We start from the raw sequence: 26,609 nt of genomic DNA, 5'->3' as shown, positions 1-26,609 counted from the left end.
TATTAGTATTTTTAAATTATACAGTACCAATTACTTTTATGCAATATAATTTCATTAATGAATAATTGATGATAAAAGAAAATGACCCTTGCGGGTCATTATATTTTTAACTGCTTAAAATGGATAATAATGTATAATCCTTTTCATTAATAGGAAATAAAAGACTTTCAGCCTCTTGATAGGAAATAGCACGAATGTGACCATCAATATATCCAATTAGTCGATTATCTGTACCATTCATCAATAACTCAATACAAGTTTCACTCATACGTGCCGCTAAAATAGCATCGAATGCAGAAGGACCGCCACCGCGTTGTAAATATCCTAATACAGTCAAACTTGGATCAAATTCCGTATGCTCCTTAATGAAGGATTTTACTTCTCCACTATTATATGCACCTTCAGCAACGAGTATCACACTATATTCTTTACCCCGAATCTGTGTTTCCTTTAAATGACGACAGACCTCATGTAAAGGCATAGGATTTTCAGGAACGAGTACAATTTCAGCACCACAGGCAAGGCCAGCTTTAAGTGCAATATGACCTGCTTTACGACCCATTACCTCTACAATGGCTACCCGTTCATGGGAATTAGATGTATCACGAATTCTTCCAACCGCATCAACTACAGTATTGAGCGCCGTATCAAAGCCTATCGTATATTGAGTGCCGCCCATATCATTATCTATAGTACAGGGAATCGTCATGGTAGACATACCAAGCTTAGCTAAACTCGTAGCGCCTCGCATAGAACCATCGCCACCGATAACAATAAGGTGGTCAATGCTATGGGCTTTCAAAATATCGTAAGCTTTACGCTGAACATCTTCATTTTGAAACTCAGGAAAACGAGCTGTTTTTAGCATGGTACCGCCTTGAGTAATAATGCCACCTACAGAACGGTTTGCTAAAGGAACAAATTGTTCTTCCATAATACCTAAATAGCCACGTTCAATACCGAAAACTTCAAAGCCTTCATGAATGGCTTTTCTAGTTAGCGCTCTTATGACGGCGTTCATTCCAGGTGCGTCTCCGCCGCTTGTTAGTATTGCGATTCTTCTCATATCCATTACCCCCTTGTGGTGTACGTTGTTTGGATATAGTTTCTGTCTTATGTCCTGTAATTGCTTGATTAGATTTCTTATGTTTGCGACGTTTATCATTACCCGCTCTATAAGATGCCACCTTATCAGAAAGTTCTTTTTTCAAGACTATCTGCTTGGTTTCCGTATCATTAGAAATCCTTTTATTAAAGTGTTGTGTTTTAGATAATTCATGATTATCAAATTTGTTTCTTAGAGAATTATTAAATTGTGATTCTTGAGATGACTGTTTACCATCTCTATTTTCCGTATCATTGGGTTGACGTCTTGCTTTAAATTGAACACCTGAGGTTACTAACTCATCCTCAATATGTTGCATAAAATCATAGGTCCGACCATTTGTTGTATCTAGTACAAAATCACACTGCTTATACACCGGTTTCCAGGATTGTATCATAGCATGTACAAAGGCATGAACATTGTTATAATCCATGGTTGGCCGTTTCCCAATACGGCGATTCACACGACTGACAATGCGAAATTGTGCAGCTCGGATACCAATGATATAAGAATATTTCTTCAATACCTTTAATGTGCGATGTTCAATGGGAAAATTACCACCTACGGAGATGACTGCTTCGTGATATAAGCAAACCTTTTTCAGTACATCCATTTCTGCACGGCGGAATGCTTTTTCCCCAATTTTCTTGAATATTTCAGCAATAGGCAACCCAAAACGACCTTCTAATACGCGATCGGTATCTACAAATTGCCACCCCTTGCGTTCCGCAAGATTACGACCGAAATGGCTTTTGCCACTCCCCATAGAACCGATGAGCATAATATTTCGTTTTATTATCATCTGTTATGTGCCCCTTATTATTTCATATCCTTCATTGTACTATAAAATGCAATAAAAACAAAGACAGACTATAGGATAACAATCTATAATCTGTCTCTATTAATATTACTATAAAAGAATATATATTAAGATCTCATAGTCGGTTTTACTGCACAATGTACATACACAACATTGCCTTTTCGTTCTATGTCCTCTATTTCTATACGGCGTGAAGGGTCTTTTGCTTCAACAGTATTAACCCAGTTGATAAGACGTTCTGTACTTCCTAATAAATTTAATTCTAAAACACCTTCATGCTCATCAGTACTAACAATCATTAATGGTTCTCCTTGCAAAGACTCAAAAATACTAGTATTAGAACTCGTGTTCGATAGCTTGTTTTCTGTAAAAGACGCTATTAATTTCGCTTCCTTAGATGCGATATAATCTGACTCAGCCTGCATTTGGATAACATAGTTTTCTTGTCGTTCTTTCAAATGAGTCGCTTTGTGATTTAAGTTAATATACCCATATAGTGAAATACTAATGATGATACCCCACACTAGTATGATCATTACTATCTTCTCTACTGGATGTGTTGTGCTCTCCTTTAGATCCTTCCATATGGAATGTATATATACCTTGATCTGCTTTAACTGTTCCATGACAATCCATTCCAATTAACCTTTGTTGAAGACTAGCTATAAATTTACGGCATGCTTCATCACTATGGCCTATACCATCTACACTAATATGTTCATCCTTTATGTTAAGGTGTTGTAAACTAATTCCTTGCTCCATAGCTAAATCAAGGACATATAAAACGATAGTATTTTGAAAAATAGGTTTTTTATTTTTCCCCGAACTATTCTTAAGTATTTTATTTTTAACTGATACTATATCCTCATACTGTTTCCCAATTGACTGATACTGCGAATTTTCCAATAGCGTTAATAGTTCTGACTTTTCAGTCTTATATTGTTCATAGTTCGACAAGCAACAACCAATTGCTATTAATCCTACTATTCCGTATATAATACTCATACCATATAGATAATAACGATATTTATGCCATAAACTATGCCAACGTAACGATCGAGGCATTAGATTAATATATCTACCATCCCAAGCCAATCCATTTAAGCCCCCTTGCGGCCATACCAATGGCCATATCCCAATCTAATTGTCCTTGTTTACATCGATTACGACCACGTCCTAAGAATAATAAAGGAATATACTCTGTTTCTCCATATATAGAGATAATAGCTTCCATATCCTTCTGTTCTTCTTCGGTTAATCGGTCTAATCCGTACAGCTTAATCCCTTGTATTTCATCTACACCAAATTCTTGCAGTCTAGCTTCTAGCACCTCCATAGCTTCTGATACATCACTGCTACTAATAGGAACAATCCGTTCTTGAATACATATATCATTCCACCATAGCCATAAATGTAGATTATCCTTTTCTACAACACCGGTCACGGTACCACTACGCCGCATCAAGCTGTAACAAATAGGAATAGGCCAGAAATCGATTACATCCACCGGTGCATAGGTATCGCGTATACCTTGTTTTAAAAGTTCTAATGAATGACGCTCTACAGCAACCATAAACATATGGTAATTATGTCTTGGATATTCTCGACGACATGCATCCATTTGGAAACTGTCGCCATCAAAGGTAAAGTAATCCTCTACATTCCATTTGATGAACTCTTTCATATCAAAATCGTGAGGATCATAAGGCGCTACATGCATTTGTGTATCAATATTGGCTACCATGCTGTAAGCTCCATCATCTAAATCATACATTTCTATAAATTTTCTAACATCCTCATCTATAGATGCACTGCGTTTCATTTCTAGTGCATCGGTAATGACCATCGTTTTATTTTCTACATGAGCTGTTACACATACAATACGTTCATCTGTAATACATACACCAGTATGTATTTTCTTTTTCCGTTTCATAGATTCACCTCAATATGGTTTTATCTTCATAACATGCATAGTATGATCTGTATCTACTGTCACATACATATGTACACGACTTACTATTTCCTGATGTTTCAATTTTCCATAACTCATAACGTGACGAGGATTGTCACGGGATGGATCGGCCTCAATGGTAATTTCTACATCCGCATCATCAGCTACAATTAGCTTTTCCTGAAAATCCCATGTATTACCAGCCTTACAGTAGCCTACAAACCAATGTGCTCCACTTTGCGCTGCATAATGAGCCTCTTCTAAATGCAATTCATCTACTGCATTACTTTCACAAATTTGACCAATACGCAGTCCCATAAAGGCCAATACTAATAGAAAGGACATTGTAAATATGGCTACATATGTAATAAACCCAGCATTATGGGCTCCCATGTTCATGACTTGTTTCCTCATTATCTTTATACCAATCATATATACTACTTTGACCTATGGCGACTTCATATATAGCTAAGCCTCCATATCCAGTAGTATATTGTTTATCACTAGTAAATCGATTTGTAATATACCAACGCATATGGACTGCTCCGCTCTCATCCATACTAAATGGATGTTCTTGTGTGTACCCAACATTTCGTTTATCCTTTGTGCCGATAATACGGCTGCCGCTAACAGGTTGTAAACTGCCATCTGTAAGCTTTCTATACAAAGCATGGCGTTGTAATGTTAGTGTAGTCCGCTTAGTGTCGTGAATATATAAGGTACTATTTCGATCCTCTACCGTTATCGGTACAGGATTCCATATGATTTGAGCTACCACCATGCGCCGCGTATAACGACCATCCTCCATCATAGAAACGCTATCTACAAATTTTGCATTCCACATAACCCCATAAAAAACTATACCTAACAATAACGTTAAAACGATGGTAGAAATAGTTATACTGATGAGTGTGGAATACAAAATAAAACCTCTTTGTGCATCATGAGTCCTCACCGTATTTCCTCCAAGTCGAGAGATAAGGTATACACAACAGATTTATTATCTATGGCCTGCACAGTTAATCGTTGTAGGACAATGCCATTTTCTACGATAGGCTCTACATGTGATTTATATGTAATCGATTCACTGGGACTCATAATAAATTGAGAGTTATGTATACCTTCTTGAATATGTCCCGTTTGATAATACGTAGACTTACTTTCTTCTACATATGTTATGGTATCTTGTAATATATGATCCCAATAGTAAGCCTTATAGATTGTTAAGGTAGCCATCCAAAATACAGATAATATAACAGGCAAGATAAACATAATAATAGCTGTTGATACTAGGGCATCTCCATACATAAAGCCCTTAGTGTACTTCTTCCCATCGAATACGTCCCGTTTGTACAGATATCCATATACGATTTCTCTCACCACTTTCTCGATCCCGTAAAATAAGTTCCGTTCCATCATAAGGTAATCCTAGAGAAGAAAAAGAGATAACCGTTAAGGGTTGTACATTTTCAATCCCTGCAGGTAAGGATATATTAACTGTATGATGATGAGCATCCTCCTCTAAGGTATAGCTGTCTTTATTTAATATGAATAACATACGCCCTTTTCCATTAGACTTATGCCCAAGCATAGACCAAAGTTGAACCTTTTTTAACATATATACTACTTCTTCAGTACTTCCATTTAGAGTATAGCGGCTAGGCGTTGTTACAATGGGCAAAGACATAGAAATAAGAAGTAAAAATAAGCTAATTGCAATAATCCACTCAGCTAACAAAGAACCGTATTGATGATGTATAGGTTGTGCCTTAACCATTGGTACAACACCTCCATATAGGATCCGCCATGTAAGGCACACCAACCACCAAAGCATAGAAAGGGACCAAATGGAATGTATCGATTACGATAGCTTGTTAGTAAGAGATAGAGAGAACCAACACAAAAGGCTACGTAAAAGAAGCATACAATCTCCCACGGCGTAAGCCACATGGCAATAGCAGAAAACCATTTCACATCGCCTAGTCCAAAGCCTTTATGACTCATAAGACGAAGTCCATATGTAATAGCACCTACACTCATAACACTTATAATCGTTATAAGCATAGACTTATCATTTATAAGGCTATACACTATACCACCTAAAACAAGCACTAACGCCCCTTCATCAGGCAATATATAGTAATGCATATCGATGGTAGCACCTGCTATGATGATGAGTGAAAATACAGCATACAAAGCAACGTGAATAAAGGATATTGCTCGTGATGAAAGTATAATAGGCAATACAATGGATGCTAAATACACGATCAGTGCTATAACATAATGAGTCCCTTTCATACCTTTTCCTTCCATAAAATCAACTGTACATATATTAATGTAAATATAACTACTGTATAGCTATTAATATAACTACATATGTAAATGCAAATATAAATTTACATTCCAATCATCAATCCATGCACATTAACTATTAAGACTTAAATATTAAATAATAACTATTAAGTATTAAATATTAAGTACTAAATACTAGATATCAATTACGATTAAGGTGCATCAGGGGCTTTAACTACAACTGCCTTCGCAGTACCACCATTAACCGCTTCATAAGTAATGGTATATTCTTTATCTTTTGCAGTTTTAACATGTTCTGTAAGATAGCCTTCTTTATATAGATTTTCTACAGTTGGCGGTGTATCTACATTCTTGTCAATCATATAGAGCTGTGTTGCATTTTTAATAATTTGAATATCAGCTGTTTCCTTCGCAGTTCGCGCTCTATCAGCAGCCGATAGAAATTGTGGCATCGCAATGGCCGCTAATATGGCAATAACTGCAACGACAACCATTAATTCTACAAGAGTAAATCCACCTTTTCTCGATTTTTTAAGGTTTTCTCGAACATGATTAATTTGTAGATGTTCTACAATCCATTGACCACATATTTCTAATCTATGATTTAATCCATGAACTAGGTGCATAACAGAACTCATAATATCCTCCTTTTATCATTATTAATCCTGTAAAATAGCTTGATAACAATGCCTACTGCCCTCCCAATTTAGCAATAGACGTAAACAACGGATACATAACAGATACAACCAAAACGGCTACACCGATTCCCATCAAAGTCAGTAATATCGGTTCTAATAGTCTCTCAAGACGGGCAATATATTTTGAAAGTATAGATTCATAATAATGTCCACAATGTTCTAACATCTTTACGAGTTCTCCACTTTCTTCTCCAATAGAGATCATTTGCCATATAAAGGAATTTCCAATATTCTCCGTTCTCAGACTCTCTTCAAAAGAGTGGCCTGATAATAATTTTTCCTCTACCATTTCACTACATTCGGCACCATACATATTGCCCCATAAAGGTCTTGTAATATTCATAGTGTGAATAATAGAAATTCCAGAATCTAACAAAAGCGCCCAAACTTTTAACATACTTGTATAGTAAATGCAGGTCATCCATTGGTATCGGTGAGCCAACTGCCAAAGCCAACGATGTACTTTGCGTTTTATACTATGTTGATGATATGCAAAGACCATTGCCCCTAGGACTACACAATGCAGAATAACAACTACTATGGGATGATTCTTTAACCCTTGTCCTAATGCAAAGAGGGCTCGCGTCATCACTGGTAATGTAATATGCATGGTAGTAAAAACCTTTTCAAAGGATGGAATAATAAACAAGATGGTAACAAGAAAAAAGATATTCATTAATACAAGTAAAAATAATGGATAGGAAATAGCACTGATAACCTTTTGCCGTAGCTGTCGTTCCCAATCATAATGACGTGATATATATTGCAAGCTTTCTCCTAATGTACCTGCAGCCTCTCCACTTTCTAGTAAAGCCAGTGCAATGGCAGGACAACCTTCACTTCGCAATGCTTGAGACAACGTTTGACCACGCTCAATCGATTCATATAAGGCTGTATACAAAAGACCTCTTTTCCCTTGACATAGTAACTGTAATGCTCGCCGTAACGGTACACCAGATTCGATGAGTAGTCCTAATTGATAGGTTACATCTACCACCATAGTATGATTCCACTTATGTTTCTTCTTATGTACTTGTAAAGTGATTTTATAAATCTTATAGCCATCTCGTTTTAACCGTGTGCCGACCTCCTGTTCTGAATCCGCCCATATTAAACCTTTGATCGTTTCATTATTCTCATCTTTTACGACATATTCATAAGCCTCCATACCTTCACCTACGATAATTGTTGATCCAATAATGTATGTAGTTGTTGCTGAGAGCCATATTGTACCTTCGCATCTCGTACGGCCATCTCTAGTGTTTTCATAGGTAGTTGTGTTTCTTGAATAGAAATGATTTGTGGTTCCTTACGAGTACGTATCAAATTCGCTACCGCATGCGTGTTTAGCAAAATATCCCGAATGGTAATGAACTTTTTATTCCATCGAAGGAGCCGTTGACATATAACGGCACGTAGTACTTGAGATATTTGACTACGCACCTCCTCTTGTTGTTCACCAGGGAATAGTGAAATCATACGGTGAACAGCCATTACAGCCCGCTGTGTATGCATGGTTGCCATCACAAGATGACCTGTTTCGGCTGCATGAAGAGCAGCCTCTAAGGTTTCTCGATCTCGGAGTTCTCCTACCATAATGACATCTGGATCCTCCCTCAATGCATCTCGAATACCATCAGACATAGACTTAATATCTGCACCTAATTGGCGTTGATGAATTAACGATTTCTTAGGTTTAAACTCAAATTCGATGGGGTCTTCTAAGGTGATGATGTGACGCTCCATTGTTTGATTTATATAATCAATACAGCAAGCTAAGGTAAAACTTTTACCACTGCCTGTAGGGCCACAGACGAGCAATAAACCATCATGAGATTCACATAATTTTTGTAGGAGTTGACCTTCACTATTATCATCCAGTTTAAGTTGTTGATGACACAATAAGCGAAGTGTGCCACATATAGTTTGATTAGCTCGATACAGATGAACACGAATACGTACACCACAACAGGAACAAGCTTCATCAATAGATTGCCATTCATACGATGCTATACCACAACGTCGCAAAATATCTTCAATCAACGTAGTGGTACATACAAATTGAGTGGCCTTTAATCCATCACCATGTCTCAAATAGATAGGCTCACCACATTGTAGATGAATATCTGTGGATGATAAGTGTATTGCCTCTTCAACAATGGTTTCTAAACTTTCACTATTACAGCATGAGTCCACAACGATGCACCTCCTCTATCGATGTAACATGTTGAGCTACGGCTTCACGGGCGGAATCTTCTAAGGACAGTAATACATGTGCCTCTAATTGATCCCACTGGGCTGAATTTGTAGGTATTTCTAAATATTCAAACAGAGCCGTCCGCCCGTGATACGATGTACCATCAAATTTTCTAACTAGACGCTGCGCAATAGCCCCCATCAAGGTAGCCCGTATTAAATACGGTTCTACCCCCATATCCATGAGCCTCGTTACAACGCCTATAGCTGTATTAGTATGAATGGTGGATAATACGCGATGTCCAGTTAATGCTGATTTAACAGCCAGCTCTGCCGTCTCCTTATCACGAATCTCACCGATCATAATCGTATCTGGATCTTGACGCAGTACAGATCTTAACCCTTTTGCAAAGGTAAAACCGATTTTTTCGTTAATACCAATTTGAATGGCTCCTTTTATTTCAGCCTCTACAGGATCCTCAAGGCAAATTAGCTTTGTTTCCTCTAAATTCAACATGCGGAGCATCGCATATAAAGTAGCAGTCTTCCCACTTCCCGTAGGTCCACAGATAAGTAACAATCCATAAGGACGTTTTAATAGCCCTTCAATATGATCAAAAATATCTGCACGCATACCTAACGCTTTTAGATCCTTATGACTACCTTCATTTCCCATAAGTCGACACACTAAAGTTTCTCCATATAAACTGGGCAAGGTAGATACGCGCATCGTTACAGATGTATCCTTATGACTCCAAGCCCAACGACCATCTTGAGGCAATCTCTTTTCACTAATATCTAATGTACTACATACCTTGATACGGTTAATAATAAGATCTGCCTCTTCGTTTGATACAGTCATATGCGTCCGTAATAATCCATCTTGTCGTAATCTAATTTGTACACCACTTTTAGTTGGATCAAAGTGAATATCGCTGACATGATGCTCTAATGCATATAGAATAATATCGTCTAATGTTACATCTACATACATGGTCACCTCCTATACCTTGCGGTATGTTTTTACCTCACACTAGCGTATGGCGTTATATGGTTCGACATCACATCTTTAATTCCTCTTTTATATTTGAAAATCCACGAAGCGAAAACTTTTTTATTTTAGGCATACAAAAAAGGCGCCCCGAAGGGCGCCCTTATTGGACTATTAGATATAACATATCTTATTTTAAATTATAGAAAACGTCATTACCTTTATATTGAGCTGTTTCGTATAACATTTCTTCAATGCGAAGCAATTGGTTATATTTTGCTACACGTTCAGAACGAGCAGGTGCACCTGTCTTAATTTGACCGGCATTTACAGCTACCGCAATATCAGCGATAAATGTATCCTCTGTTTCACCAGAGCGGTGAGATACTACACATGTATAGCCAGCGCGTTTAGCAAGCTCCATAGCGTCGAATGCTTCTGTTAAAGTGCCGATTTGGTTAACTTTTACAAGAATGGAGTTACCTACACCAAGCTCAATACCGCGAGCCAAACGTTTTGTGTTAGTTACGAATAAATCATCACCAACAAGTTGTACGCGATCGCCAAGGCGTTCTGTCAACAATTTCCAGCCATCCCAATCTTCTTCAGCAAGACCATCTTCGATGGATACGATTGGGTATTTACCTACTAGGTATTCGTAGAACTCTACCATTTCAGCAGCTGTTTTAACTTTGCCTTCACCAGCTAGATTGTATTTACCATCTTCATAGAATTCGGAAGATGCAGAATCAAGAGCTAATTTGAAGTCTTTACCAGGTTCATAACCAGCTGCTTTAATAGCTTCACAAATGACTTCTAGTGCTTCTTCGTTAGATGCCAAGTTTGGTGCGAAACCACCTTCATCACCTACGGCAGTGCTAAGGCCTTTATCATGAAGTACAGATTTCAATGTATGATATACTTCTGCACAGCTGCGAAGAGCTTCTGCGAAGGAAGTCGCGCCTACAGGCATGATCATGAATTCTTGAATATCTACGTTATTATCCGCATGTGCGCCACCGTTCAAGATGTTCATCATAGGAACTGGTAATTCTTTTGCGTTGAAACCGCCAAGGTATGCAAATAATGGCAAATCTAAAGATTCAGCTGCTGCACGAGCTACAGCCATGGAAACACCAAGAATTGCATTAGCACCAAGGTTAGATTTATTGTCTGTACCATCTAATTTCAACATCAAGTTATCGATTGCTACTTGTTCAGTCGCATCATAACCTATAATGGCAGGACCGATTTTAGCATTTACATTGTCGATAGCTGTTAATACACCTTTACCAGAGTAACGGGATTTATCACCATCACGTAATTCTACAGCTTCAAACTTACCTGTGGAAGCACCGGATGGAACCGCAGCAGTAGCAATAGTGCCATCTTCTAAACATACTTCAACTTCAACAGTTGGGTTACCACGGGAATCTAAAATTTCTCTTGCAATGACTTGTTCAATTACTGCCATTTCTTCACCTCATAAAATCTAATGGAATGACTGTCATACGACAATCATTATATATTGAGCTAAACCATATAGGCTTATCACTCTAATTAACTATAAATATAGTGAAAGCTAAAATCTCTACATTATGCTTTTTTTACCAAACTATGACCAGTCATAGATTTTGGTTGATCTATGCCAGCCAAGTCTAATAATGTGGGAGCAATATCACATAATTTACCAGATTCTAATGTAGCCGATTTTAGAGTATCACTCATTAAAATTAACGGTACCAAGTTCGTTGTATGTGCCGTATGCACCTTACCTGTTTCATGGTTAACCATAAGCTCTGCATTACCATGGTCTGCGGTAATCAACAAATGACCATTTTTGTTGCGTATAGCCTCTACGATACGACCTAAACAAGTATCTACCGCTTGCACTGCTTTAACAGCTGCTTCAAAGCTACCTGTATGACCGACCATATCTGGGTTTGCAAAGTTCAAGATAATCATGTCATATGTTTCATCTTGAATAGCTTGTACAACCTTATCAGTTACTTCATAAGCGCTCATCTCAGGTTGTAAATCATAGGTTGCCACTTGAGGTGATTTTACAAGGACACGGTCCTCGCCTTCAAATGGTTCCTCTTTACCGCCGTTGAAGAAATACGTCACATGGGCATATTTCTCTGTTTCGGCAATACGCAATTGACGATAGCCACCTACACTGAGTACTTCGCCCAATGTTTCTGACAAGATGTCTTTTTCGTACACAATATGTACTGGCAATCCATCTTCATATTTGGTCATAGTCGCCATATACAAGGATAATGGTTCACGGTTAAAGCCATCAAATTCTGGCAACACTAAAGCTTTTGTAAGTTCACGCCCACGGTCTGGACGGAAGTTACAGAAGATAACAGCGTCACCATTCTTGATAGTTCCTTCAGCGTCAATCACTGTAGGAAGTACAAACTCATCAGCTGCATCCTTATCATAGGATTGTTGTACCGCTTCACAAGCTGATGCGGCACTTTCACCTTGACCATGTACAATAGCGTTGTAAGCAAGTTCCACACGGTCCCAACGATTATCCCGATCCATTGCATAATAGCGACCACTTACGGTGGCAATTTTACCACAGTTTAGCTCTACCATATATGCTTCTAAATCTTTGATATAAACTTGTGCACATTGAGGTGCTACATCACGACCATCGAGCAATGCATGTACATATACATGTTCAATACCATTGTCATGAGCGCCTTTAATAACAGCCTTGATATGTTCTAAGGAGCAATGCACATTACCATCAGAAACTAGGCCGATAAGATGTAAGCTTTGTTTTTTGCCTACTTCATATAGTTCCTTTATAACAGGGTGATTATAAAACTCACCAGACTCAACGTCTTTAGTAATACGAGTTAAATCTTGGTACACAATGCGACCAGAGCCCAGGTTTAAATGGCCAACCTCAGAATTCCCCATTTGGCCTTCTGGAAGGCCTACCGCTAGTCCTGATGCTTCTAATGTTGTATGTGGATACGTATCCCATAATTGATTAAAACAGTGCGGCTTCGCCTGTACTACAGCATTGGTTGTATCTGATTGATCTCCCATGCCAAAGCCATCTAAGATGACTAGCATTACGGGAGCCTTTAATTTAGCCATTTTTAACCTCATATTAAGCGCCTATTTGATTCGCCGCTTTAATAATATCAATAAATTCATCAACTACTAAAGATGCACCACCTACGAGTGCTCCATCAATATTAGGTTCTCCTAGGATTTCGAGAGCATTTTCAGATTTAACACTACCACCATATTGGATGCGCACAGCATCAGCAGTCTCATCATCGTATAAAGAACGTATGTAATCGCGAATTTCTTTACATACCTCTTCAGCTTGATCAGCAGTTGCTGTTTTTCCTGTACCGATAGCCCAAATTGGTTCGTACGCAACAATCAATTGGCTAACTTGTTCCTTCGGAACATCAACCAAAGCACCTTTAAGTTGAGACGTAATCCAGTCAAGAGTATGACCGGACTCACGTTGTTCTAAACTTTCACCAACACAGACAATAGGTGTCAAATTATGGTGGAATGCACTTTTAATTTTTGCATTTACAGTCTCATCTGTTTCACCATAATATTCACGGCGTTCAGAGTGACCAATGATAACATAATTGACGCCTACCTCTGTAAGCATAAGTGGTGAAATTTCACCAGTAAATGCACCAGCATCATGATAATCCATGGTTTGTGCGCCTACTGCAATAGCTGTATCGCGTGTTAATGCTACAGCACGTTCAATAGCTGTGAAAGGCGGGCAAACAACTACATCACAGGATAATTCCATATCTTGTAACACGCTGTTAAACGCTTCGATCAGGATAGATCCAGACGCAATGGTGCCATTCATTTTCCAATTTCCTGCAATAATGGGTTTTCTCATATTATGCCTCAGACAATGCAGCAATACCTGGTAGGATTTTACCTTCTAAGAATTCCAAGGATGCGCCACCACCTGTGGAGATATGGCTAATCTTGTCTGCTAAGCCACTTTTTTCAATAGCCGCTACAGAGTCACCACCACCAACGATAGTCATCGCATCGGATTCAGCTACAGCTTTTGCTACCGCATTTGTACCAGCTGCAAAGTTTTCCATTTCAAATACGCCCATAGGACCATTCCAAATAATAGTCTTCATTGGCGCCAATGCTTCTACATATAGCTCACGTGTTTTAGGGCCAATATCTAGAACCATCCAACCATCTTCAATATTTTCAACGTCAACGATTTTAGTATTAGCATCGTTGCTGAAAGCATCAGCTACTACTGCATCAATTGGAGTCAATAATTTAGCCCCTGCTACACGTGCTTCCATAACAAGATCTGTAGCGATAGCTTCTTGGCCTTCTTCGAATAAGGAGCTACCAATGTTACAGCCTTGTGCTTTAATGAAAGCGTTAGCCATACCGCCGCCGATAATCATGACATCAACTTTAGGTAATAAATTAGAAATTACAGAAATTTTATCTGTTACCTTAGCACCACCGATGATAGCTGCCATAGGTGTTTTAGGATGTACAACCGCTGCACTTAATGCATCAATTTCTTTTTTGAGCAAGAAGCCTGCTGCCATCGGAATATAATCAGCAATACCAACTACGGACGCTGCATTACGGTGAGAAACACCAAACGCATCGTTGATGGCTACATCAGCAAGAGATGCTAATTGTTTAGCAAACTCAGGATCATTTTTAGTTTCTTCATTGTGGTAACGCAAGTTTTCAAGCATCAATACATCGCCAGGTTGTAATGCTTTTACAGCTTCTTCAACCTTAGGGCCAATGCAGTCATCTACGAATGCTACTGGTTTATTGATAAGCTCAGATAAATGTTTTGCACATGGTGCTAAAGACATTTCCGGTTTGCGTTCCCCTTTTGGACGACCAAAATGAGAAGCAAGAATAACCTTTGCCCCTTTTTCAATTAAATAATTGATAGTAGGTAAGGCACTACGAATACGAGTGTCATCAGTGATGACACCGTCTTTCATAGGAACATTAAAATCAACACGAACAAATACTGTTTTGTTGTCTACTTGTAAACCATCGATTGTTAGTTTCATCAAAGCCTCCCGGATTATAAGCCTTTGCTTGCTACGAATGCTGCCATATCGATAAGACGTTCGGAGTAACCCCATTCGTTATCATACCAAGAAACAACTTTTACCATGTTGCCATCCATAACCATTGTTAAATCAGCATCAACAATGGAGCTGCGAGGATCAGAGCTGAAATCACAAGATACCAATGGTACATCGGATACACCAAGAATACCTTTTAATTCGCCAGCTGCTGCTTTGCGGAATGCTTCGTTGATTTCTTCTTTAGTAGCTGGTTTTTCAAGTTCGCAAACAAGATCTGTAGCAGATACGTCCGGAGTAGGAACGCGCAATGCGAAACCGTCTAATTTACCTTTTAATTGAGGCAATACTTTTGCAACCGCTTTGGCTGCACCAGTTGTTGTAGGAATGATAGACATTGCTGCTGCACGAGCACGACGAGGGTCTTTATGACGTGCATCAAGAATTTTTTGGTCATTTGTATAGGAATGAATTGTAGTCATCATACCACGTTTGATACCGAATTCATCGCATAAAACTTTAGCAAATGGAGCCAAGCAGTTTGTTGTACAAGATGCATTAGAGATAATGTGATGTTTTGCAGGATCATACATATCTTGGTTAACGCCCATAACCATAGTTAAGTCTTCGTTTTTACCAGGTGCAGAAATCAATACTTTTTTTACTGTAGGTTGATTCAAATGAACTTTTGCTTCTTCTGCATCACGGTATTTACCAGTACATTCCATAACGATTTCAACGCCTTCTTCAGACCAAGGCAATTTAGAAGCATCGCGGTCATGGAATACGCGGATTTTTTTACCGTCAACATAGATATTGTCATCATCAAATGTTACTTCATTAGGAATTGTGCCATGAACAGAGTCATATTTTAACAATAATGCAGTACCTTCATTATCGCCAGTAGCATTGATTGCTACAACTTCTACGTCAGGATTATTAATCGCTGCACGTACTACACATTTACCAATACGACCAAAACCGTTAATACCAACTTTTACTGCCATTGTTAGATCCTCCTAATAACAAAAATATTCTAACAAAATATTTAACTACTAACTTCATTTATAATGCTGAAATTTGTAACAATTGACGCATGCCTTCTGCAGCTTGCTCATCGATGATTAGTATGCCTTTTTGACAAGCTCTCATAACACCTATAATAGCACTCGATTTATCTTGTCCACCAGCCACAGCAATCACATTTGGAATTTTTGCAACATCTGGAAGTGATAAACCAATATTATTAGTGGAATAAATCAACTTACCATCTATATCGCAATATTGACCAAGAGCTTCGCCAACAGCATGATTATCTACTAACTGCTTACGCACATCATCAGCTATATGGCGTTGATCCGCCATTCTCATAGCTGTACCAATACCAAACAAGAGTACGTCAGTCCTACTAATAAGATCACCAATTTCCTTGATTTGAGGTTCGCAAGTCATGAGCATATGCAATGAGTCTTGTGAAAGTCCATCAGGCAAATGGAGCATTTTATAGGTACCGCGAAGACGTTCAGCAAGCACCGAAGCAATTACGTTAGCTTGATACTCTACAACCTCACCAACGCCACCACGGGCCGGTACAACAATAGGATTAAATGGTAATACAGGCATTTCCTCAGCTACTGCAGCCATTGTACTACCACCACTGATGGCAACTACAGAGTCCGGTTCTAATAATTCCTGTAATAACTTTGCTGCTGCAAAGCCTAGTTTTTTTACCATCAACGTTCCTTCTGTAGGAGTGATGATAACCCTATCGATATGAAGTGCTTCAGTCAATCGATGTTCTAGCTCGTTAATACGATCTAATTCATTTAAAAAATTTCGCAACTTTGGAACAATTGAATGTCCCTCATCAGTGAGAAAAATCCCTGGTTTATAAATGTCTACAAGACCATTAGCACGCATTAGCTCAATATGACTTCGTACGGTTCGCTCTGGAAGGTCCGTTGCAGTAGCTAATGTTCTACGGCCTATAGGCTCTTCATAAACTAGGTGGTTTAATATTTTGTATCGCTCCTTTAATACACTAACGATTTCAGGAACAATACGTTCACATATCATTAGAAACTCGTTCATCGGGTCCCTCCTTTACCCGTTGGGATTGTATGAATCGTTTTTCGTCCCATGTGAACAAAATTCGTCCCACCTAAAATAAAAAAATACTTTTACATTTGTATTGTATACCCTATGTAGATTTTATTCAAGACTTTATACGTAGAAAACGACATAATTTAGGGATTTTATACAACTTTGTACCTAAATTATGTCGTTTGTATATGTTTATTTTATTTTGTACCGAAGATACGGTCACCAGCATCGCCTAAACCAGGCAAAATGTAACCATGATCATTAAGTTTTTCATCAAGAGCCGCTACGTAAATAGGAACTTCAGGATGTTCCTTATTTACTGCTTCCACACCTTCAGGAGCCGCAACAAGACACATTAATTTAATGTTTTTAGCGCCTTTTTCTTTTAGCAAGGTAATAGCTGCTGCCGCACTACCACCAGTAGCGAGCATTGGGTCTGTTACGATGAAGTCGCGTTCACCTACGTCAGAAGGTAACTTGCAGTAGTATTCTACTGGTTTTAATGTTTCTGGATCACGATATAAGCCGATATGACCAACCTTTGCAGTTGGAATCAAGTTAAGCATACCATTTACCATACCTAGACCAGCACGAAGAATTGGAATAATACCCAATTTTTTACCTGCAATACGTTTGCCAGTCATTTTAGTTAAAGGTGTTTGAACCTCTACATCCTCTAATGGTAAGCTACGTGTAATTTCATAGCCCATCAACATCGTAATTTCATCCAGTAATTGTCTGAAATCTTTAGAGCCTGTTTCTACATCGCGCATCAATGTAACTTTGTGTTGAATCAATGGATGTGTCATAACATTAACTTTCATGACTGTCCTCCTATAATACAATATACGTACCCTATTGGTATCCATATAACTTTCATAATTACTCTATCACAGAATCATAAATCATGCCATAAAAATATTAAAAGGGATGTGATAATACACATCCCTTTTATTGTATTTAAGCCTTATGTAAGTCTAATGGATTAATCCAAAGATTAGTACAATGGATACGCTTCACAAAGTGCTGCTACGCGTTTGCTTGCTTCTTCATGAACTGCTTTATCTTCAGGATTTTTAAGTACAGTTGCAATGATATCTGCAATTTCTTCCATATCTTTTACTTGTAAGCCACGTGTTGTAAGCGCTGGTGTACCAAGACGGATACCGCTTGTTACAAATGGACTAGCAGGATCGAATGGAATTGTATTTTTATTACAAGTAATACCTACTTCATCAAGTAAATGTTCTGCTTCTTTACCTGTTAAACCAGTATTGCGTACGTCTACCAACATAACGTGAGTATCTGTACCACCAGATACGATTGTTAAGCCTTTTTCTTGCAATGCAGCAGCCAATGCTTTTGCATTATCGATAACTTGTTGTGCATATACTTTGAACTCTGGTTGTAATGCTTCACCAAATGCAACAGCTTTAGCAGCGATAACATGCATCAATGGGCCACCTTGAATACCAGGGAAGATTGCTTTATCGATTGCTTTAGCATATTTTTCTTTGCAAAGAATCATGCCGCCACGAGGACCACGCAATGTTTTATGAGTTGTAGTAGTAACGATATCAGCATATTCTACTGGGTTTGGATGTAAACCTGCTGCTACAAGACCAGCAAAGTGAGCCATATCTACCATGAAGATAGCATCAACTTCATGAGCTACATCAGCCATTTTTTTGAAGTCGATTTGACGGCTATAAGCACTACCACCAGCAATGATTAATTTAGGTTTAGCTTCTAATACGATTTTACGGAACTCATCATAATCGATTTGTTGAGTTTCTGCATCTACACCGTAAGGTACTACGTTGAAATATGTACCAGATACGTTAACTGGAGAACCATGAGTTAAGTGACCACCATGGGACAAGTTCATACCCACAATAGTGTCGCCTGGTTGTAATAATGCGAAATACACGCCAAAGTTTGCTTGAGAACCAGAGTGAGGTTGTACGTTTGCATGTTCTGCACCGAACAAGCGTTTTGCACGTTCAATAGCTAATGTTTCGATAACATCAACATTTTCACAACCGCCATAATAACGTTTACCAGGATACCCTTCTGCATATTTGTTAGTCAATACGCTACCTTGAGCTTCCATTACTGCTTGAGAAACAAAGTTTTCAGAAGCGATCATTTCTAATTTATCGCGTTGGCGTGCTAATTCTTGATTGATAACAGCTTGAATATTAGGGTCTTGTTTTTCTAAGAAACTCATGAGTATCCTCCTCGTGCAAAACGAATATATATAGGTAATGATGTATTACTTCTCTAGTGCTTTAATTTTCTCTACCCGGCGTGCATGACGACCACCTTCGAACTCTGTTTCCATGAAGATGGCTACAATATCGTTAGCTAGGCCAGGACCAATAACGCGTTCCCCCATTGTGAGAATATTAGCGTCATTATGTTCACGACATGCATGAGCAGAGAATGTATCATGACAAAGAGCAGCGCGAATACCAGCAATCTTATTTGCTGCAATACCGATACCAATACCAGTACCACAAATCAAAATACCTCTGTCTGCTTGACCAGATACGACTGCATTTGCCACAGGTACAGCAATATCAGGATAATCGCAAGAATCAGCTGTATGACAGCCAAAATCCTCTACTTCATGTCCCAATGCATTTAATAATTCCTTAACGGATGCTTTTAAATGTAATCCGCCATGATCACAACCGATTGCAACTTTCATAATTTCATCTCCTACGCCTTCTGAGGCACTGAGCTAAGACCGGCCTCTACTAAGTGATAAATTTGTTCCGCACATTGATTATATACGGTTTGATCAGATCCATATGGGTCCGTCACATCACCATCTTGACCACCCCACTCGGAAATCGTTTTAATTTTTCCTTCCTCAAACGGGAATTGGCGAAGTAGTACAGATTTGTGATCCTTCGTCATACCAATGATAAGATCTGCTGCATTCACGAGTTCCATCGTCAATGGTCTCGATTCATGATCAGAAATATCTGCAATGGAACGGATAGCTTCAACGGCTTGTTCAGTTGGCTTTGCTCCATATGCGGCAAATAGACCAGCTGATACAGTCGTCACATCCTTATGTTGCTCCGCTACAAGGGCCCGTGTAATACCTTCAGCCATAGGGCTACGGCAAGTATTACCGGTACACACAAATAAAATATTCATAATAACATCCTTACTTAATCACATTTTGTGATTACTTTATACATTATAGCAAATTCATCCAATATGTAAAGACATATTTCTATTATCAGTGGACATTTTTATGCTAGTAAATTTACTTATAAATGATATGGTGACTAGATGCCTTTTCCATACGATTCATAATAGCAACGCCAAAACCATCATCATTAACACCTTCTGCTAAGATTAAGGTAACATGATTTTCGTTAAAATGTAATAGGCTTTTGTAAAAATCATGGCCTAATGATAAGGCATCACCATAATGACCAAAACAATGACACATAAAGCGTGTATCCCCTTTAATCAGATCATACGTTTCATGACTGACCAAACAACCGATAGGACCTTCTATACCTTCTGAAAGCTCCTTAAACGTAGATGCTATGACCTCTGGATTACCTACAACAACTGTCATAGGTGCATCAGGCGCATAATGCGTATACTTCATACCAGGAGCCTTAGGCTTAGTGGTAGCATTAACTAGAGCAGTATCATACTCAACAGTAGCCACAACATTTTCAAGTTGAGCTTTTGTAATTCCGCCCGGTCTCAATATAATGACCTTATCATCATGTACTTCCACTACAGTTGACTCTACACCAATCGTACATGGACCAGCATCTAAAATGTAGGAAATACGGCCATTCATATCATGGTAAACATCTTGTGCCGTTGTAGGACTTGGACGACCAGATATATTTGCACTAGGAGCCGCTACAGGTACACCAGCGCGTTCTAATAATGCACGGCATACCTTATGATCAGGGCAACGCAATGCCACGCGAGGTAATCCACCAGTAGCACGATCTGGCACTAAATCAGATTTAGGCAATGTAATCGTTAATGGCCCTGGCCAAAACGTATCCATTAATAGTTGTGCTGTATTTGAAACCTCTGTTACCAAAGGTTTTATACTTTCACTATTAGGAACATGTAAAATCAATGGATTATCTGAAGGACGACCTTTGGCAGCATAGATTTTATCCATCGCCTCTGGATCAAGTCCATTAGCACCGAGTCCATATACAGTTTCTGTGGGAATGGACACCAATTCACCATTACGCAATGCACTGGCAAGCATATCTAGTTCTTGTTCTGATGGATTTGTAATAATTTGAGTATCCATATTATCCCTCATATACTGCGGTTACAACACGGTTATTACCACCAAGATCAGCGATACATTGAATGTTGGAGTAATGACCAGCTTCTTTTAATAAAGCCTTTACCTCTTCTGCTTGATCGTAACCTATTTCAAAGGCTATACGACCTTGTGGTTTTAAATATGTGCCGCACTCTTTAGCTAAAATACGATAGAATTCTAATCCATCTTCACCACCAAACAAGGCAATTTGAGGCTCATTTAATACATCCTGAGATAATAATTTAGCATCCCCTGTACGGATATATGGTGGATTCGATACGATGAGGTCAAACTTTTCAGCATTACCATCTAAGGCAGAAAACATATCAGACTCTAACAATTGAACACGATCATTTAAGCTAAATCTTTCACTATTTTCCTCAGCCACTGTCAAGGCATCCGTAGATATTTCAAGACCTACACCACACGCATTCGGCAAATAGTGTAATAGACTGAGTAATATCGTACCAGGGCCCGTACATACATCAAGAATACGTACCTCACTATCTTTTGCGTACGTACCTAATACATGCTCAATTAAGGTTTCTGTATCAGGTCGTGGAATCAACACCTTATCATTAACCTTAAAGGTCAATCCCATAAAGTCCTTTTCCCCAATTATGGCCGCTACACAATGCCCCTTAGCCCGTTCTTGAACGAGTGGTCTAAAGGCATCTAGTTCCTCTTGAATAAGCGGTTGGTCATAATGGGTATATAGATAAATACGATCCTTGCCTAAAACGTGAGAAAGCAGTACTTCCCCATCAAGTCGAGGTGTATCCATCTCCTTGTTTTGAAAGTACTGCTCTGTCCACTGGAGAATACGACCGATTGTCCAAATCTCCTTATACATTTGTATTAGCCTCCTGCATTTTTGCCGCTTGGTCAGCAGCATTTAAGGCTTGAATGATTTCATCTAGATCGCCATTTAAAATAGCATCTAATTTATACAATGTTAAATTAATACGATGGTCTGTGACGCGGCCTTGAGGATAGTTATAAGTACGAATACGTTCACTACGGTCACCAGTACCAACTTGGCTCTTACGGTCTGCTGCCATGCTAGAAATAGCCTCTTGTTCAGCTTGGTCTTGCAATTTAGCACGCAATACACGCATAGCTTTTTCACGGTTTTGTAATTGAGAACGTTGGTCTTGGCATGCAACAACGATACCAGAAGGTAAGTGTGTAATACGAACAGCAGATTCTGTTTTATTGATATGCTGACCGCCCGCACCACTAGCACGATAAGTGTCGATTTTCAAGTCTTTTTCATTAACTTCAATATCAACATCTTCCATCTCTGGTAATACAGCCACAGTAACGGTAGACGTATGAACACGGCCTTGTGTTTCTGTAGCAGGTACACGTTGTACACGATGTACACCAGATTCAAATTTCATCTTAGAATATACATTTTCACCATCTACAGAGAAAATAACCTCTTTAAAGCCACCAAGTTCAGGTTCATTAGCATCGATAATCTCACAACGCCAGCCTTGGCTTTCCGCATATTTTGTGTACATGCGGAACAAGTCGCCTGCGAACAATGCTGCTTCATCACCGCCAGCACCACCGCGAATTTCGATGATGATGTTTTTATCGTCATTAGGATCTTTAGGCAATAAAAGAATTTGTAATTTCTCTTCTAATTCCTCTTTTTGAGGTTTTAGCTCTTTCAATTCCTCTTGTGCCATTTCGCGGAATTCTTCATCCATGGATTTATCTTCAATAACTTCCATAGCTTCATCAATACCAGCTAATACTTTTTTATAAGTACGGAATGTTTCAACTGTTTCAGATAATTGAGCATGTTGACGTGTTAATTTACGCCACTCATCTTGGCGCGCAATCACTTCAGGGTCACTGATGCGCTGCTCCAGGTCCATAAATTTATCTTCAATAACTTGTAATTTATCTACTAGCATGTTTATTCCTCTTCATAAGCATCACTCTCAGGAGGGCGAACCTCTTCAAGAGCACGTATAGCTACTTCAATTTGATCATCTTCTGGTTCACGTGTGGTCATGTATTGTAATGCAAGACCAGGTTTAATAAGAGCTTGCACCAAGGAATGCTCACTACGACCAGCAAGACGAATAACCTCGTACGCAATACCTGCCACTACGGGCATAAGAAGTACGCGGCTTACGATACGTTCTAACAAATTAGGCCAACCTAAAAAAGCAAATACAAAAATACTTACAACCATAACGATAAGTAAGAAATTTGTGCCACATCGCGGATGTAAGCGACTTTGTTTGCGAACGTTTTCTACAGTGAGAGGCAAGTCTAATTCATAAGTATGAATCGTTTTATGCTCTGCCCCATGATATTGGAAAACTCGTTGAATATCCTTTGTAAGTCCAATCCCCCAAATATAAAGTAGGAAAAGAACTAAACGAATGACACCTTCAATGAGATTTAATACAACATGATTATCCTGTACACCAGGAATAAATTTCACGATAAATGTAGGCAATGCCAAAAATACAGCTATCGCAAAGATGGTGGAAATAACCATAGTAATGGCAATTTCACTATTAGACATTTCTTCCTCTTCATCACCAGCGGCCTTAGCAGAGAAGGACAAGGCCTTCATGCCAATTACGAGGGATTCATAAAGGGCTACACAGCCCCGAAGAAATGGTTTTTTCAAAATTGGATATGTGTCAGCAATAGATTTTGTAGGCTCTTTTTGAACTACAATGGTTCCTACTGGCTCTCGTACAGCTGTTGCTGTAACGCCAGGGCCCCTCATCATGACACCTTCGATCACAGCTTGTCCACCGACAAACTTTTTAATACGTTCTGTGTTCACAAGAGCTCCTCTCATAAACAAATAGAGGCAGAGCTCATAGCCCTGCCCATAGATGCTACATTACATGACAAATTATTTGCCGTAACGTTTGTTAAATTGTTCAATACGACCACGAGCTTGAGCTGCGCGTTGTTGACCAGTGAAGAACGGATGGCATTTGGAGCAAACGTCTACACGAAGGTCTTCTTTTACAGAGCCAGTTTTGAATGTGTTGCCACAACCGCAAGTTACTGTAGCTTCTTTATAGTCTGGATGAATACCTTGTTTCATTCTATACACCTCTTTCCGACAATCAATATTATTCTTATAGATTATAGCATGACACTTGTACAAATGCAAGTTGCCAATACTATTCCTTGGATGCTTGTTTTTCTTCAATAGACTCAGCTAGAATGGTCTCTAAGTCACTTTCATTAAGGATATCACGCAATGCGATGAGCTCCTCTAAAGAAAGGGTAATACCTTTCTTCATGCTTGTATATTCACTATCCCAAGCGCGAAGGTCAAACTTAGGATTATATTTGCCCCAGCTAGTACATGTTAATTGTTTTTTCCAACCGTCTTTATCTTCAGATAAAGTACCGATAACTTTGAAGATTTCAAAATTAATAACTGCCATGAGTCAGTCCTCCTTTCTTACACATCTGTGTAGTATGGTTCATACCTACTATATTTAGTAGTTCATATTTTTTAGGATACGATATATTTTAAACTAAATATCGGACTTTTACAATTAGTTTTTATAATCGCTATAGTCTTCAATATCTATAGATGTAGTAGGAGGCATTACTTGAGCACCTAATTCATCTACCGTAGATTTCCAGTTTGTAGTTGCTTCTGTAACAGCCTTGATATAGGCTTCATCAGCAGCCTGTACAGATGAAATTAATTGGGCTTCATTATTAACATCTAATACGCGGCGGCGCACGCTGCTAAGCATATAGCCGAAGGATTCATCTGTTTGAACAAGCATGGAAATTTCTTGGATCAATGTTTGTCCAGTAGTACTACAGAAGTATGTATACCACATATATGCCAATTCAGCATCTGGGAACATCCAGTAAATATCCTCTGCTGGTACCTCTGTAGTAATATCTACATCTACATGATCCGCATAACGTTTAAATGTAAGGAAATATGCGCCACTTTCAATGAGAGCATTACGACCTAGTTCAGAAACACGGCTGTCGATACAGTAAATACCATCTTGACCTAAGGCTACATCAGTTTGACCACCTGGCAACAAAATAGACCGTAAAGACAAGCCATAATTTAATACTGTGAATACTGGTAATTGAGCAAATACGCCATGAGGCAATGGAATATAGTTAATTGTTTTCCACTCATCTCCTACGCGTTCACGCAAGCCAACACGCATCTTTTTAACATCGTATTTACCATATACAATTTCGTAAGCCCCTAATGGAGTCCATTCACGAATAGCTTCTACACGCTTTTGATTCAAGAAGAATTGCAACGCCATATTATTTAAGCCCAATTGGTTTTGTGCCATTGTTGCAGGCAAGAATAATTGTGCAGTTCCTTCTGGAACAAGATTATGTAATCCATTTGCCACTTCTTCCACAATATCTTCAGAGGATTGGAACATGCCAACCGTACCTGTAAAGATATGGTCAAAATAGCTACGATGAGGCCACTGATTAATAATTTGTGCCATTGGATATAAACGTGTCAAAATGCTATAACACACAGGAGACGCCGTATAAAGAACGACTTTTTTATCTTCATAAGATTGAAGAATCTCTTCAACCATACCTGCATATTCTTCTACATAAGCATATAAAACGAGTTCTCCCGTTTTGCTATGAGCTTCAATACTTTCACGAACAGGAGTTTCCCAAATAGTACCTACATCTAGACCATCTAAAATGCCTGTATCGCTAATGAAATCAAATAATTCAACCCTAAAGGATGGACCATATAGAGCTTGGAATGTATTCAAACCATATGGAACAGGACCAAAAGATTCTACTGTGGATTTTTCTGCTAACGCATATAAATCATCTGCTGTTACGCCCCACTCACGGGAGCTAGCATTACTAGAAATCAATTGATCTAGTACTTTAAAACGCATTAACTCATTTACAATATCAATTCCCTCAATGCCATGAGTCGCACAAAGGGCAATAAATTCTTCGTTATTTACTTTCAT

General features: G+C 38.7%; 31 protein-coding genes. All 31 read right to left on the bottom strand.

What is annotated here, in order from left to right:
• Nucleotides 1–106: 106 nt before the first annotated feature.
• The 31 genes from ACSV5T_RS01130 to ACSV5T_RS00980 all read right to left on the bottom strand — a co-directional run bounded on the left by ACSV5T_RS01130 (nt 107) and on the right by ACSV5T_RS00980 (nt 26,609).
• Complete coding sequence (locus ACSV5T_RS01130; RefSeq protein WP_438320221.1) at nt 107–1,021, bottom strand: ATP-dependent 6-phosphofructokinase; 915 nt, start codon at nt 1,019–1,021, stop codon at nt 107–109.
• Nucleotides 993–1,907, bottom strand: coding sequence for a shikimate kinase (locus ACSV5T_RS01125; protein WP_438320037.1), 915 nt, complete (start codon nt 1,905–1,907; stop codon nt 993–995). The genes ACSV5T_RS01130 and ACSV5T_RS01125 overlap by 29 nt, the downstream gene beginning before the upstream one ends.
• Before the next feature lie 125 nt (nt 1,908–2,032).
• The gene (locus ACSV5T_RS01120; RefSeq protein ID WP_438320035.1) at nt 2,033–2,461 is read right to left on the bottom strand and encodes a hypothetical protein; all 429 of its coding nucleotides are present in this window, start codon (nt 2,459–2,461) and stop codon (nt 2,033–2,035) included.
• Nucleotides 2,430–3,020, bottom strand: a complete 591-nt coding sequence (locus ACSV5T_RS01115; protein ID WP_438320034.1) for a fimbrial assembly protein — start codon at nt 3,018–3,020, stop codon at nt 2,430–2,432. Before ACSV5T_RS01115 ends, ACSV5T_RS01120 begins: the two co-directional genes overlap by 32 nt.
• The gene (locus tag ACSV5T_RS01110) at nt 3,004–3,858 is read right to left on the bottom strand and encodes a hypothetical protein (RefSeq protein ID WP_438320033.1); all 855 of its coding nucleotides are present in this window, start codon (nt 3,856–3,858) and stop codon (nt 3,004–3,006) included. Before ACSV5T_RS01110 ends, ACSV5T_RS01115 begins: the two co-directional genes overlap by 17 nt.
• Before the next feature lie 9 nt (nt 3,859–3,867).
• Nucleotides 3,868–4,221: a hypothetical protein gene (locus ACSV5T_RS01105; protein WP_232013653.1), complete on the bottom strand. Its 354-nt coding sequence runs from the start codon at nt 4,219–4,221 to the stop codon at nt 3,868–3,870.
• 34 nt (nt 4,222–4,255) lie between these two features.
• Complete coding sequence (locus ACSV5T_RS01100) at nt 4,256–4,798, bottom strand: hypothetical protein (RefSeq protein WP_438320032.1); 543 nt, start codon at nt 4,796–4,798, stop codon at nt 4,256–4,258.
• Nucleotides 4,799–4,827: 29 nt separating this feature from the next.
• A complete protein-coding gene (locus ACSV5T_RS01095) occupies nt 4,828–5,184 on the bottom strand; it encodes a hypothetical protein (RefSeq protein ID WP_438320031.1) in 357 nt (118 codons plus the stop codon).
• Nucleotides 5,185–5,191: 7 nt separating this feature from the next.
• Nucleotides 5,192–5,653, bottom strand: coding sequence for a hypothetical protein (locus tag ACSV5T_RS01090; protein WP_119206198.1), 462 nt, complete (start codon nt 5,651–5,653; stop codon nt 5,192–5,194).
• Complete coding sequence (locus tag ACSV5T_RS01085) at nt 5,608–6,174, bottom strand: prepilin peptidase (RefSeq protein ID WP_295212631.1); 567 nt, start codon at nt 6,172–6,174, stop codon at nt 5,608–5,610. The genes ACSV5T_RS01090 and ACSV5T_RS01085 overlap by 46 nt, the downstream gene beginning before the upstream one ends.
• A gap of 206 nt (nt 6,175–6,380) precedes the next feature.
• Nucleotides 6,381–6,827 carry a competence type IV pilus major pilin ComGC gene (locus ACSV5T_RS01080; RefSeq protein WP_295231116.1) on the bottom strand — a complete coding sequence of 149 codons (447 nt, stop codon included), beginning with the start codon at nt 6,825–6,827 and terminating at the stop codon, nt 6,381–6,383.
• 52 nt (nt 6,828–6,879) lie between these two features.
• Nucleotides 6,880–8,055 carry a type II secretion system F family protein gene (locus ACSV5T_RS01075; protein ID WP_438320030.1) on the bottom strand — a complete coding sequence of 392 codons (1,176 nt, stop codon included), beginning with the start codon at nt 8,053–8,055 and terminating at the stop codon, nt 6,880–6,882.
• 8 nt (nt 8,056–8,063) lie between these two features.
• Nucleotides 8,064–9,083: a type IV pilus twitching motility protein PilT gene (locus ACSV5T_RS01070; protein ID WP_295823849.1), complete on the bottom strand. Its 1,020-nt coding sequence runs from the start codon at nt 9,081–9,083 to the stop codon at nt 8,064–8,066.
• The gene (locus tag ACSV5T_RS01065) at nt 9,067–10,077 is read right to left on the bottom strand and encodes a GspE/PulE family protein (protein WP_438320029.1); all 1,011 of its coding nucleotides are present in this window, start codon (nt 10,075–10,077) and stop codon (nt 9,067–9,069) included. The genes ACSV5T_RS01070 and ACSV5T_RS01065 overlap by 17 nt, the downstream gene beginning before the upstream one ends.
• A gap of 187 nt (nt 10,078–10,264) precedes the next feature.
• Nucleotides 10,265–11,548, bottom strand: a complete 1,284-nt coding sequence (gene eno, locus ACSV5T_RS01060; RefSeq protein WP_105089317.1) for a phosphopyruvate hydratase — start codon at nt 11,546–11,548, stop codon at nt 10,265–10,267.
• A gap of 122 nt (nt 11,549–11,670) precedes the next feature.
• Nucleotides 11,671–13,197 (bottom strand): 2,3-bisphosphoglycerate-independent phosphoglycerate mutase, encoded by a 1,527-nt coding sequence (gene gpmI / locus ACSV5T_RS01055; RefSeq protein WP_438320027.1) that lies wholly within the window; start codon nt 13,195–13,197, stop codon nt 11,671–11,673.
• Between the two features lie 13 nt (nt 13,198–13,210).
• Complete coding sequence (tpiA, locus tag ACSV5T_RS01050) at nt 13,211–13,981, bottom strand: triose-phosphate isomerase (protein WP_005386282.1); 771 nt, start codon at nt 13,979–13,981, stop codon at nt 13,211–13,213.
• Between the two features lies 1 nt (nt 13,982).
• Nucleotides 13,983–15,161 carry a phosphoglycerate kinase gene (locus tag ACSV5T_RS01045; RefSeq protein WP_438320026.1) on the bottom strand — a complete coding sequence of 393 codons (1,179 nt, stop codon included), beginning with the start codon at nt 15,159–15,161 and terminating at the stop codon, nt 13,983–13,985.
• A gap of 14 nt (nt 15,162–15,175) precedes the next feature.
• Nucleotides 15,176–16,186, bottom strand: coding sequence for a type I glyceraldehyde-3-phosphate dehydrogenase (gap, locus tag ACSV5T_RS01040; RefSeq protein ID WP_005386278.1), 1,011 nt, complete (start codon nt 16,184–16,186; stop codon nt 15,176–15,178).
• 58 nt (nt 16,187–16,244) lie between these two features.
• A complete protein-coding gene (locus ACSV5T_RS01035; protein ID WP_438320025.1) occupies nt 16,245–17,270 on the bottom strand; it encodes a sugar-binding transcriptional regulator in 1,026 nt (341 codons plus the stop codon).
• Between the two features lie 209 nt (nt 17,271–17,479).
• Nucleotides 17,480–18,106, bottom strand: a complete 627-nt coding sequence (upp, locus tag ACSV5T_RS01030; RefSeq protein ID WP_295231092.1) for a uracil phosphoribosyltransferase — start codon at nt 18,104–18,106, stop codon at nt 17,480–17,482.
• 173 nt (nt 18,107–18,279) lie between these two features.
• Entirely contained in the window at nt 18,280–19,512 is a 1,233-nt protein-coding gene (gene glyA / locus ACSV5T_RS01025) for a serine hydroxymethyltransferase (RefSeq protein ID WP_105089322.1), read from the bottom strand.
• A gap of 45 nt (nt 19,513–19,557) precedes the next feature.
• Nucleotides 19,558–19,995 (bottom strand): ribose 5-phosphate isomerase B, encoded by a 438-nt coding sequence (gene rpiB / locus ACSV5T_RS01020; RefSeq protein WP_227720191.1) that lies wholly within the window; start codon nt 19,993–19,995, stop codon nt 19,558–19,560.
• A gap of 11 nt (nt 19,996–20,006) precedes the next feature.
• Entirely contained in the window at nt 20,007–20,453 is a 447-nt protein-coding gene (locus ACSV5T_RS01015; protein ID WP_295869279.1) for a low molecular weight protein arginine phosphatase, read from the bottom strand.
• A gap of 112 nt (nt 20,454–20,565) precedes the next feature.
• Nucleotides 20,566–21,597, bottom strand: coding sequence for an L-threonylcarbamoyladenylate synthase (locus ACSV5T_RS01010; RefSeq protein ID WP_295869276.1), 1,032 nt, complete (start codon nt 21,595–21,597; stop codon nt 20,566–20,568).
• Between the two features lies 1 nt (nt 21,598).
• Nucleotides 21,599–22,468 carry a peptide chain release factor N(5)-glutamine methyltransferase gene (gene prmC / locus ACSV5T_RS01005; protein WP_295231082.1) on the bottom strand — a complete coding sequence of 290 codons (870 nt, stop codon included), beginning with the start codon at nt 22,466–22,468 and terminating at the stop codon, nt 21,599–21,601.
• Entirely contained in the window at nt 22,461–23,543 is a 1,083-nt protein-coding gene (gene prfA / locus ACSV5T_RS01000; RefSeq protein WP_005386269.1) for a peptide chain release factor 1, read from the bottom strand. The genes prmC and prfA overlap by 8 nt, the downstream gene beginning before the upstream one ends.
• 2 nt (nt 23,544–23,545) lie before the next feature.
• Nucleotides 23,546–24,451: a DUF1385 domain-containing protein gene (locus ACSV5T_RS00995; protein WP_295803935.1), complete on the bottom strand. Its 906-nt coding sequence runs from the start codon at nt 24,449–24,451 to the stop codon at nt 23,546–23,548.
• A gap of 57 nt (nt 24,452–24,508) precedes the next feature.
• Nucleotides 24,509–24,706, bottom strand: coding sequence for a 50S ribosomal protein L31 (gene rpmE / locus ACSV5T_RS00990; protein WP_004696185.1), 198 nt, complete (start codon nt 24,704–24,706; stop codon nt 24,509–24,511).
• Nucleotides 24,707–24,785: 79 nt separating this feature from the next.
• Nucleotides 24,786–25,055, bottom strand: a complete 270-nt coding sequence (locus ACSV5T_RS00985) for a YdbC family protein (RefSeq protein ID WP_005386267.1) — start codon at nt 25,053–25,055, stop codon at nt 24,786–24,788.
• Nucleotides 25,056–25,169: 114 nt separating this feature from the next.
• Nucleotides 25,170–26,609, bottom strand: coding sequence for a hypothetical protein (locus tag ACSV5T_RS00980; RefSeq protein ID WP_295803931.1), 1,440 nt, complete (start codon nt 26,607–26,609; stop codon nt 25,170–25,172).

It is taken from the genome of Veillonella sp. ZSJB6 (assembly GCF_051549505.1).
In the GTDB taxonomy this organism is placed as follows: Bacteria; Bacillota; Negativicutes; order Veillonellales; family Veillonellaceae; genus Veillonella.
The sequence above is the reverse complement of the archived record's forward strand: the minus strand, read 5'-3'. Positions and strand labels throughout refer to the sequence as shown.

Coding starts and splice junctions, on each gene's coding strand:
- ACSV5T_RS01110 (WP_438320033.1), bottom strand. CDS start 3,858: ATGAAACGGAAAAAGAAAATACATACTGGTGTATGTATTACAGATGAA.
- ACSV5T_RS01080 (WP_295231116.1), bottom strand. CDS start 6,827: ATGAGTTCTGTTATGCACCTAGTTCATGGATTAAATCATAGATTAGAA.
- prfA (WP_005386269.1), bottom strand. CDS start 23,543: ATGCTAGTAGATAAATTACAAGTTATTGAAGATAAATTTATGGACCTG.
- ACSV5T_RS00995 (WP_295803935.1), bottom strand. CDS start 24,451: ATGAGAGGAGCTCTTGTGAACACAGAACGTATTAAAAAGTTTGTCGGT.
- prmC (WP_295231082.1), bottom strand. CDS start 22,468: ATGTATAAGGAGATTTGGACAATCGGTCGTATTCTCCAGTGGACAGAG.
- ACSV5T_RS01035 (WP_438320025.1), bottom strand. CDS start 17,270: ATGAACGAGTTTCTAATGATATGTGAACGTATTGTTCCTGAAATCGTT.
- ACSV5T_RS00980 (WP_295803931.1), bottom strand. CDS start 26,609: ATGAAAGTAAATAACGAAGAATTTATTGCCCTTTGTGCGACTCATGGC.
- ACSV5T_RS01085 (WP_295212631.1), bottom strand. CDS start 6,174: ATGAAAGGGACTCATTATGTTATAGCACTGATCGTGTATTTAGCATCC.
- ACSV5T_RS01075 (WP_438320030.1), bottom strand. CDS start 8,055: ATGGAGGCTTATGAATATGTCGTAAAAGATGAGAATAATGAAACGATC.
- ACSV5T_RS01065 (WP_438320029.1), bottom strand. CDS start 10,077: ATGTATGTAGATGTAACATTAGACGATATTATTCTATATGCATTAGAG.
- gpmI (WP_438320027.1), bottom strand. CDS start 13,197: ATGGCTAAATTAAAGGCTCCCGTAATGCTAGTCATCTTAGATGGCTTT.
- ACSV5T_RS01015 (WP_295869279.1), bottom strand. CDS start 20,453: ATGAATATTTTATTTGTGTGTACCGGTAATACTTGCCGTAGCCCTATG.
- ACSV5T_RS01130 (WP_438320221.1), bottom strand. CDS start 1,021: ATGAACGCCGTCATAAGAGCGCTAACTAGAAAAGCCATTCATGAAGGC.
- ACSV5T_RS01120 (WP_438320035.1), bottom strand. CDS start 2,461: ATGATCATACTAGTGTGGGGTATCATCATTAGTATTTCACTATATGGG.
- upp (WP_295231092.1), bottom strand. CDS start 18,106: ATGAAAGTTAATGTTATGACACATCCATTGATTCAACACAAAGTTACA.
- ACSV5T_RS01045 (WP_438320026.1), bottom strand. CDS start 15,161: ATGAAACTAACAATCGATGGTTTACAAGTAGACAACAAAACAGTATTT.
- ACSV5T_RS01125 (WP_438320037.1), bottom strand. CDS start 1,907: ATGATAATAAAACGAAATATTATGCTCATCGGTTCTATGGGGAGTGGC.
- ACSV5T_RS01090 (WP_119206198.1), bottom strand. CDS start 5,653: ATGGTTAAGGCACAACCTATACATCATCAATACGGTTCTTTGTTAGCT.
- eno (WP_105089317.1), bottom strand. CDS start 11,548: ATGGCAGTAATTGAACAAGTCATTGCAAGAGAAATTTTAGATTCCCGT.
- tpiA (WP_005386282.1), bottom strand. CDS start 13,981: ATGAGAAAACCCATTATTGCAGGAAATTGGAAAATGAATGGCACCATT.
- ACSV5T_RS01105 (WP_232013653.1), bottom strand. CDS start 4,221: ATGTCCTTTCTATTAGTATTGGCCTTTATGGGACTGCGTATTGGTCAA.
- glyA (WP_105089322.1), bottom strand. CDS start 19,512: ATGAGTTTCTTAGAAAAACAAGACCCTAATATTCAAGCTGTTATCAAT.
- rpmE (WP_004696185.1), bottom strand. CDS start 24,706: ATGAAACAAGGTATTCATCCAGACTATAAAGAAGCTACAGTAACTTGC.
- rpiB (WP_227720191.1), bottom strand. CDS start 19,995: ATGAAAGTTGCAATCGGTTGTGATCATGGCGGATTACATTTAAAAGCA.
- ACSV5T_RS01095 (WP_438320031.1), bottom strand. CDS start 5,184: ATGTATGGAGATGCCCTAGTATCAACAGCTATTATTATGTTTATCTTG.
- gap (WP_005386278.1), bottom strand. CDS start 16,186: ATGGCAGTAAAAGTTGGTATTAACGGTTTTGGTCGTATTGGTAAATGT.
- ACSV5T_RS00985 (WP_005386267.1), bottom strand. CDS start 25,055: ATGGCAGTTATTAATTTTGAAATCTTCAAAGTTATCGGTACTTTATCT.
- ACSV5T_RS01010 (WP_295869276.1), bottom strand. CDS start 21,597: ATGGATACTCAAATTATTACAAATCCATCAGAACAAGAACTAGATATG.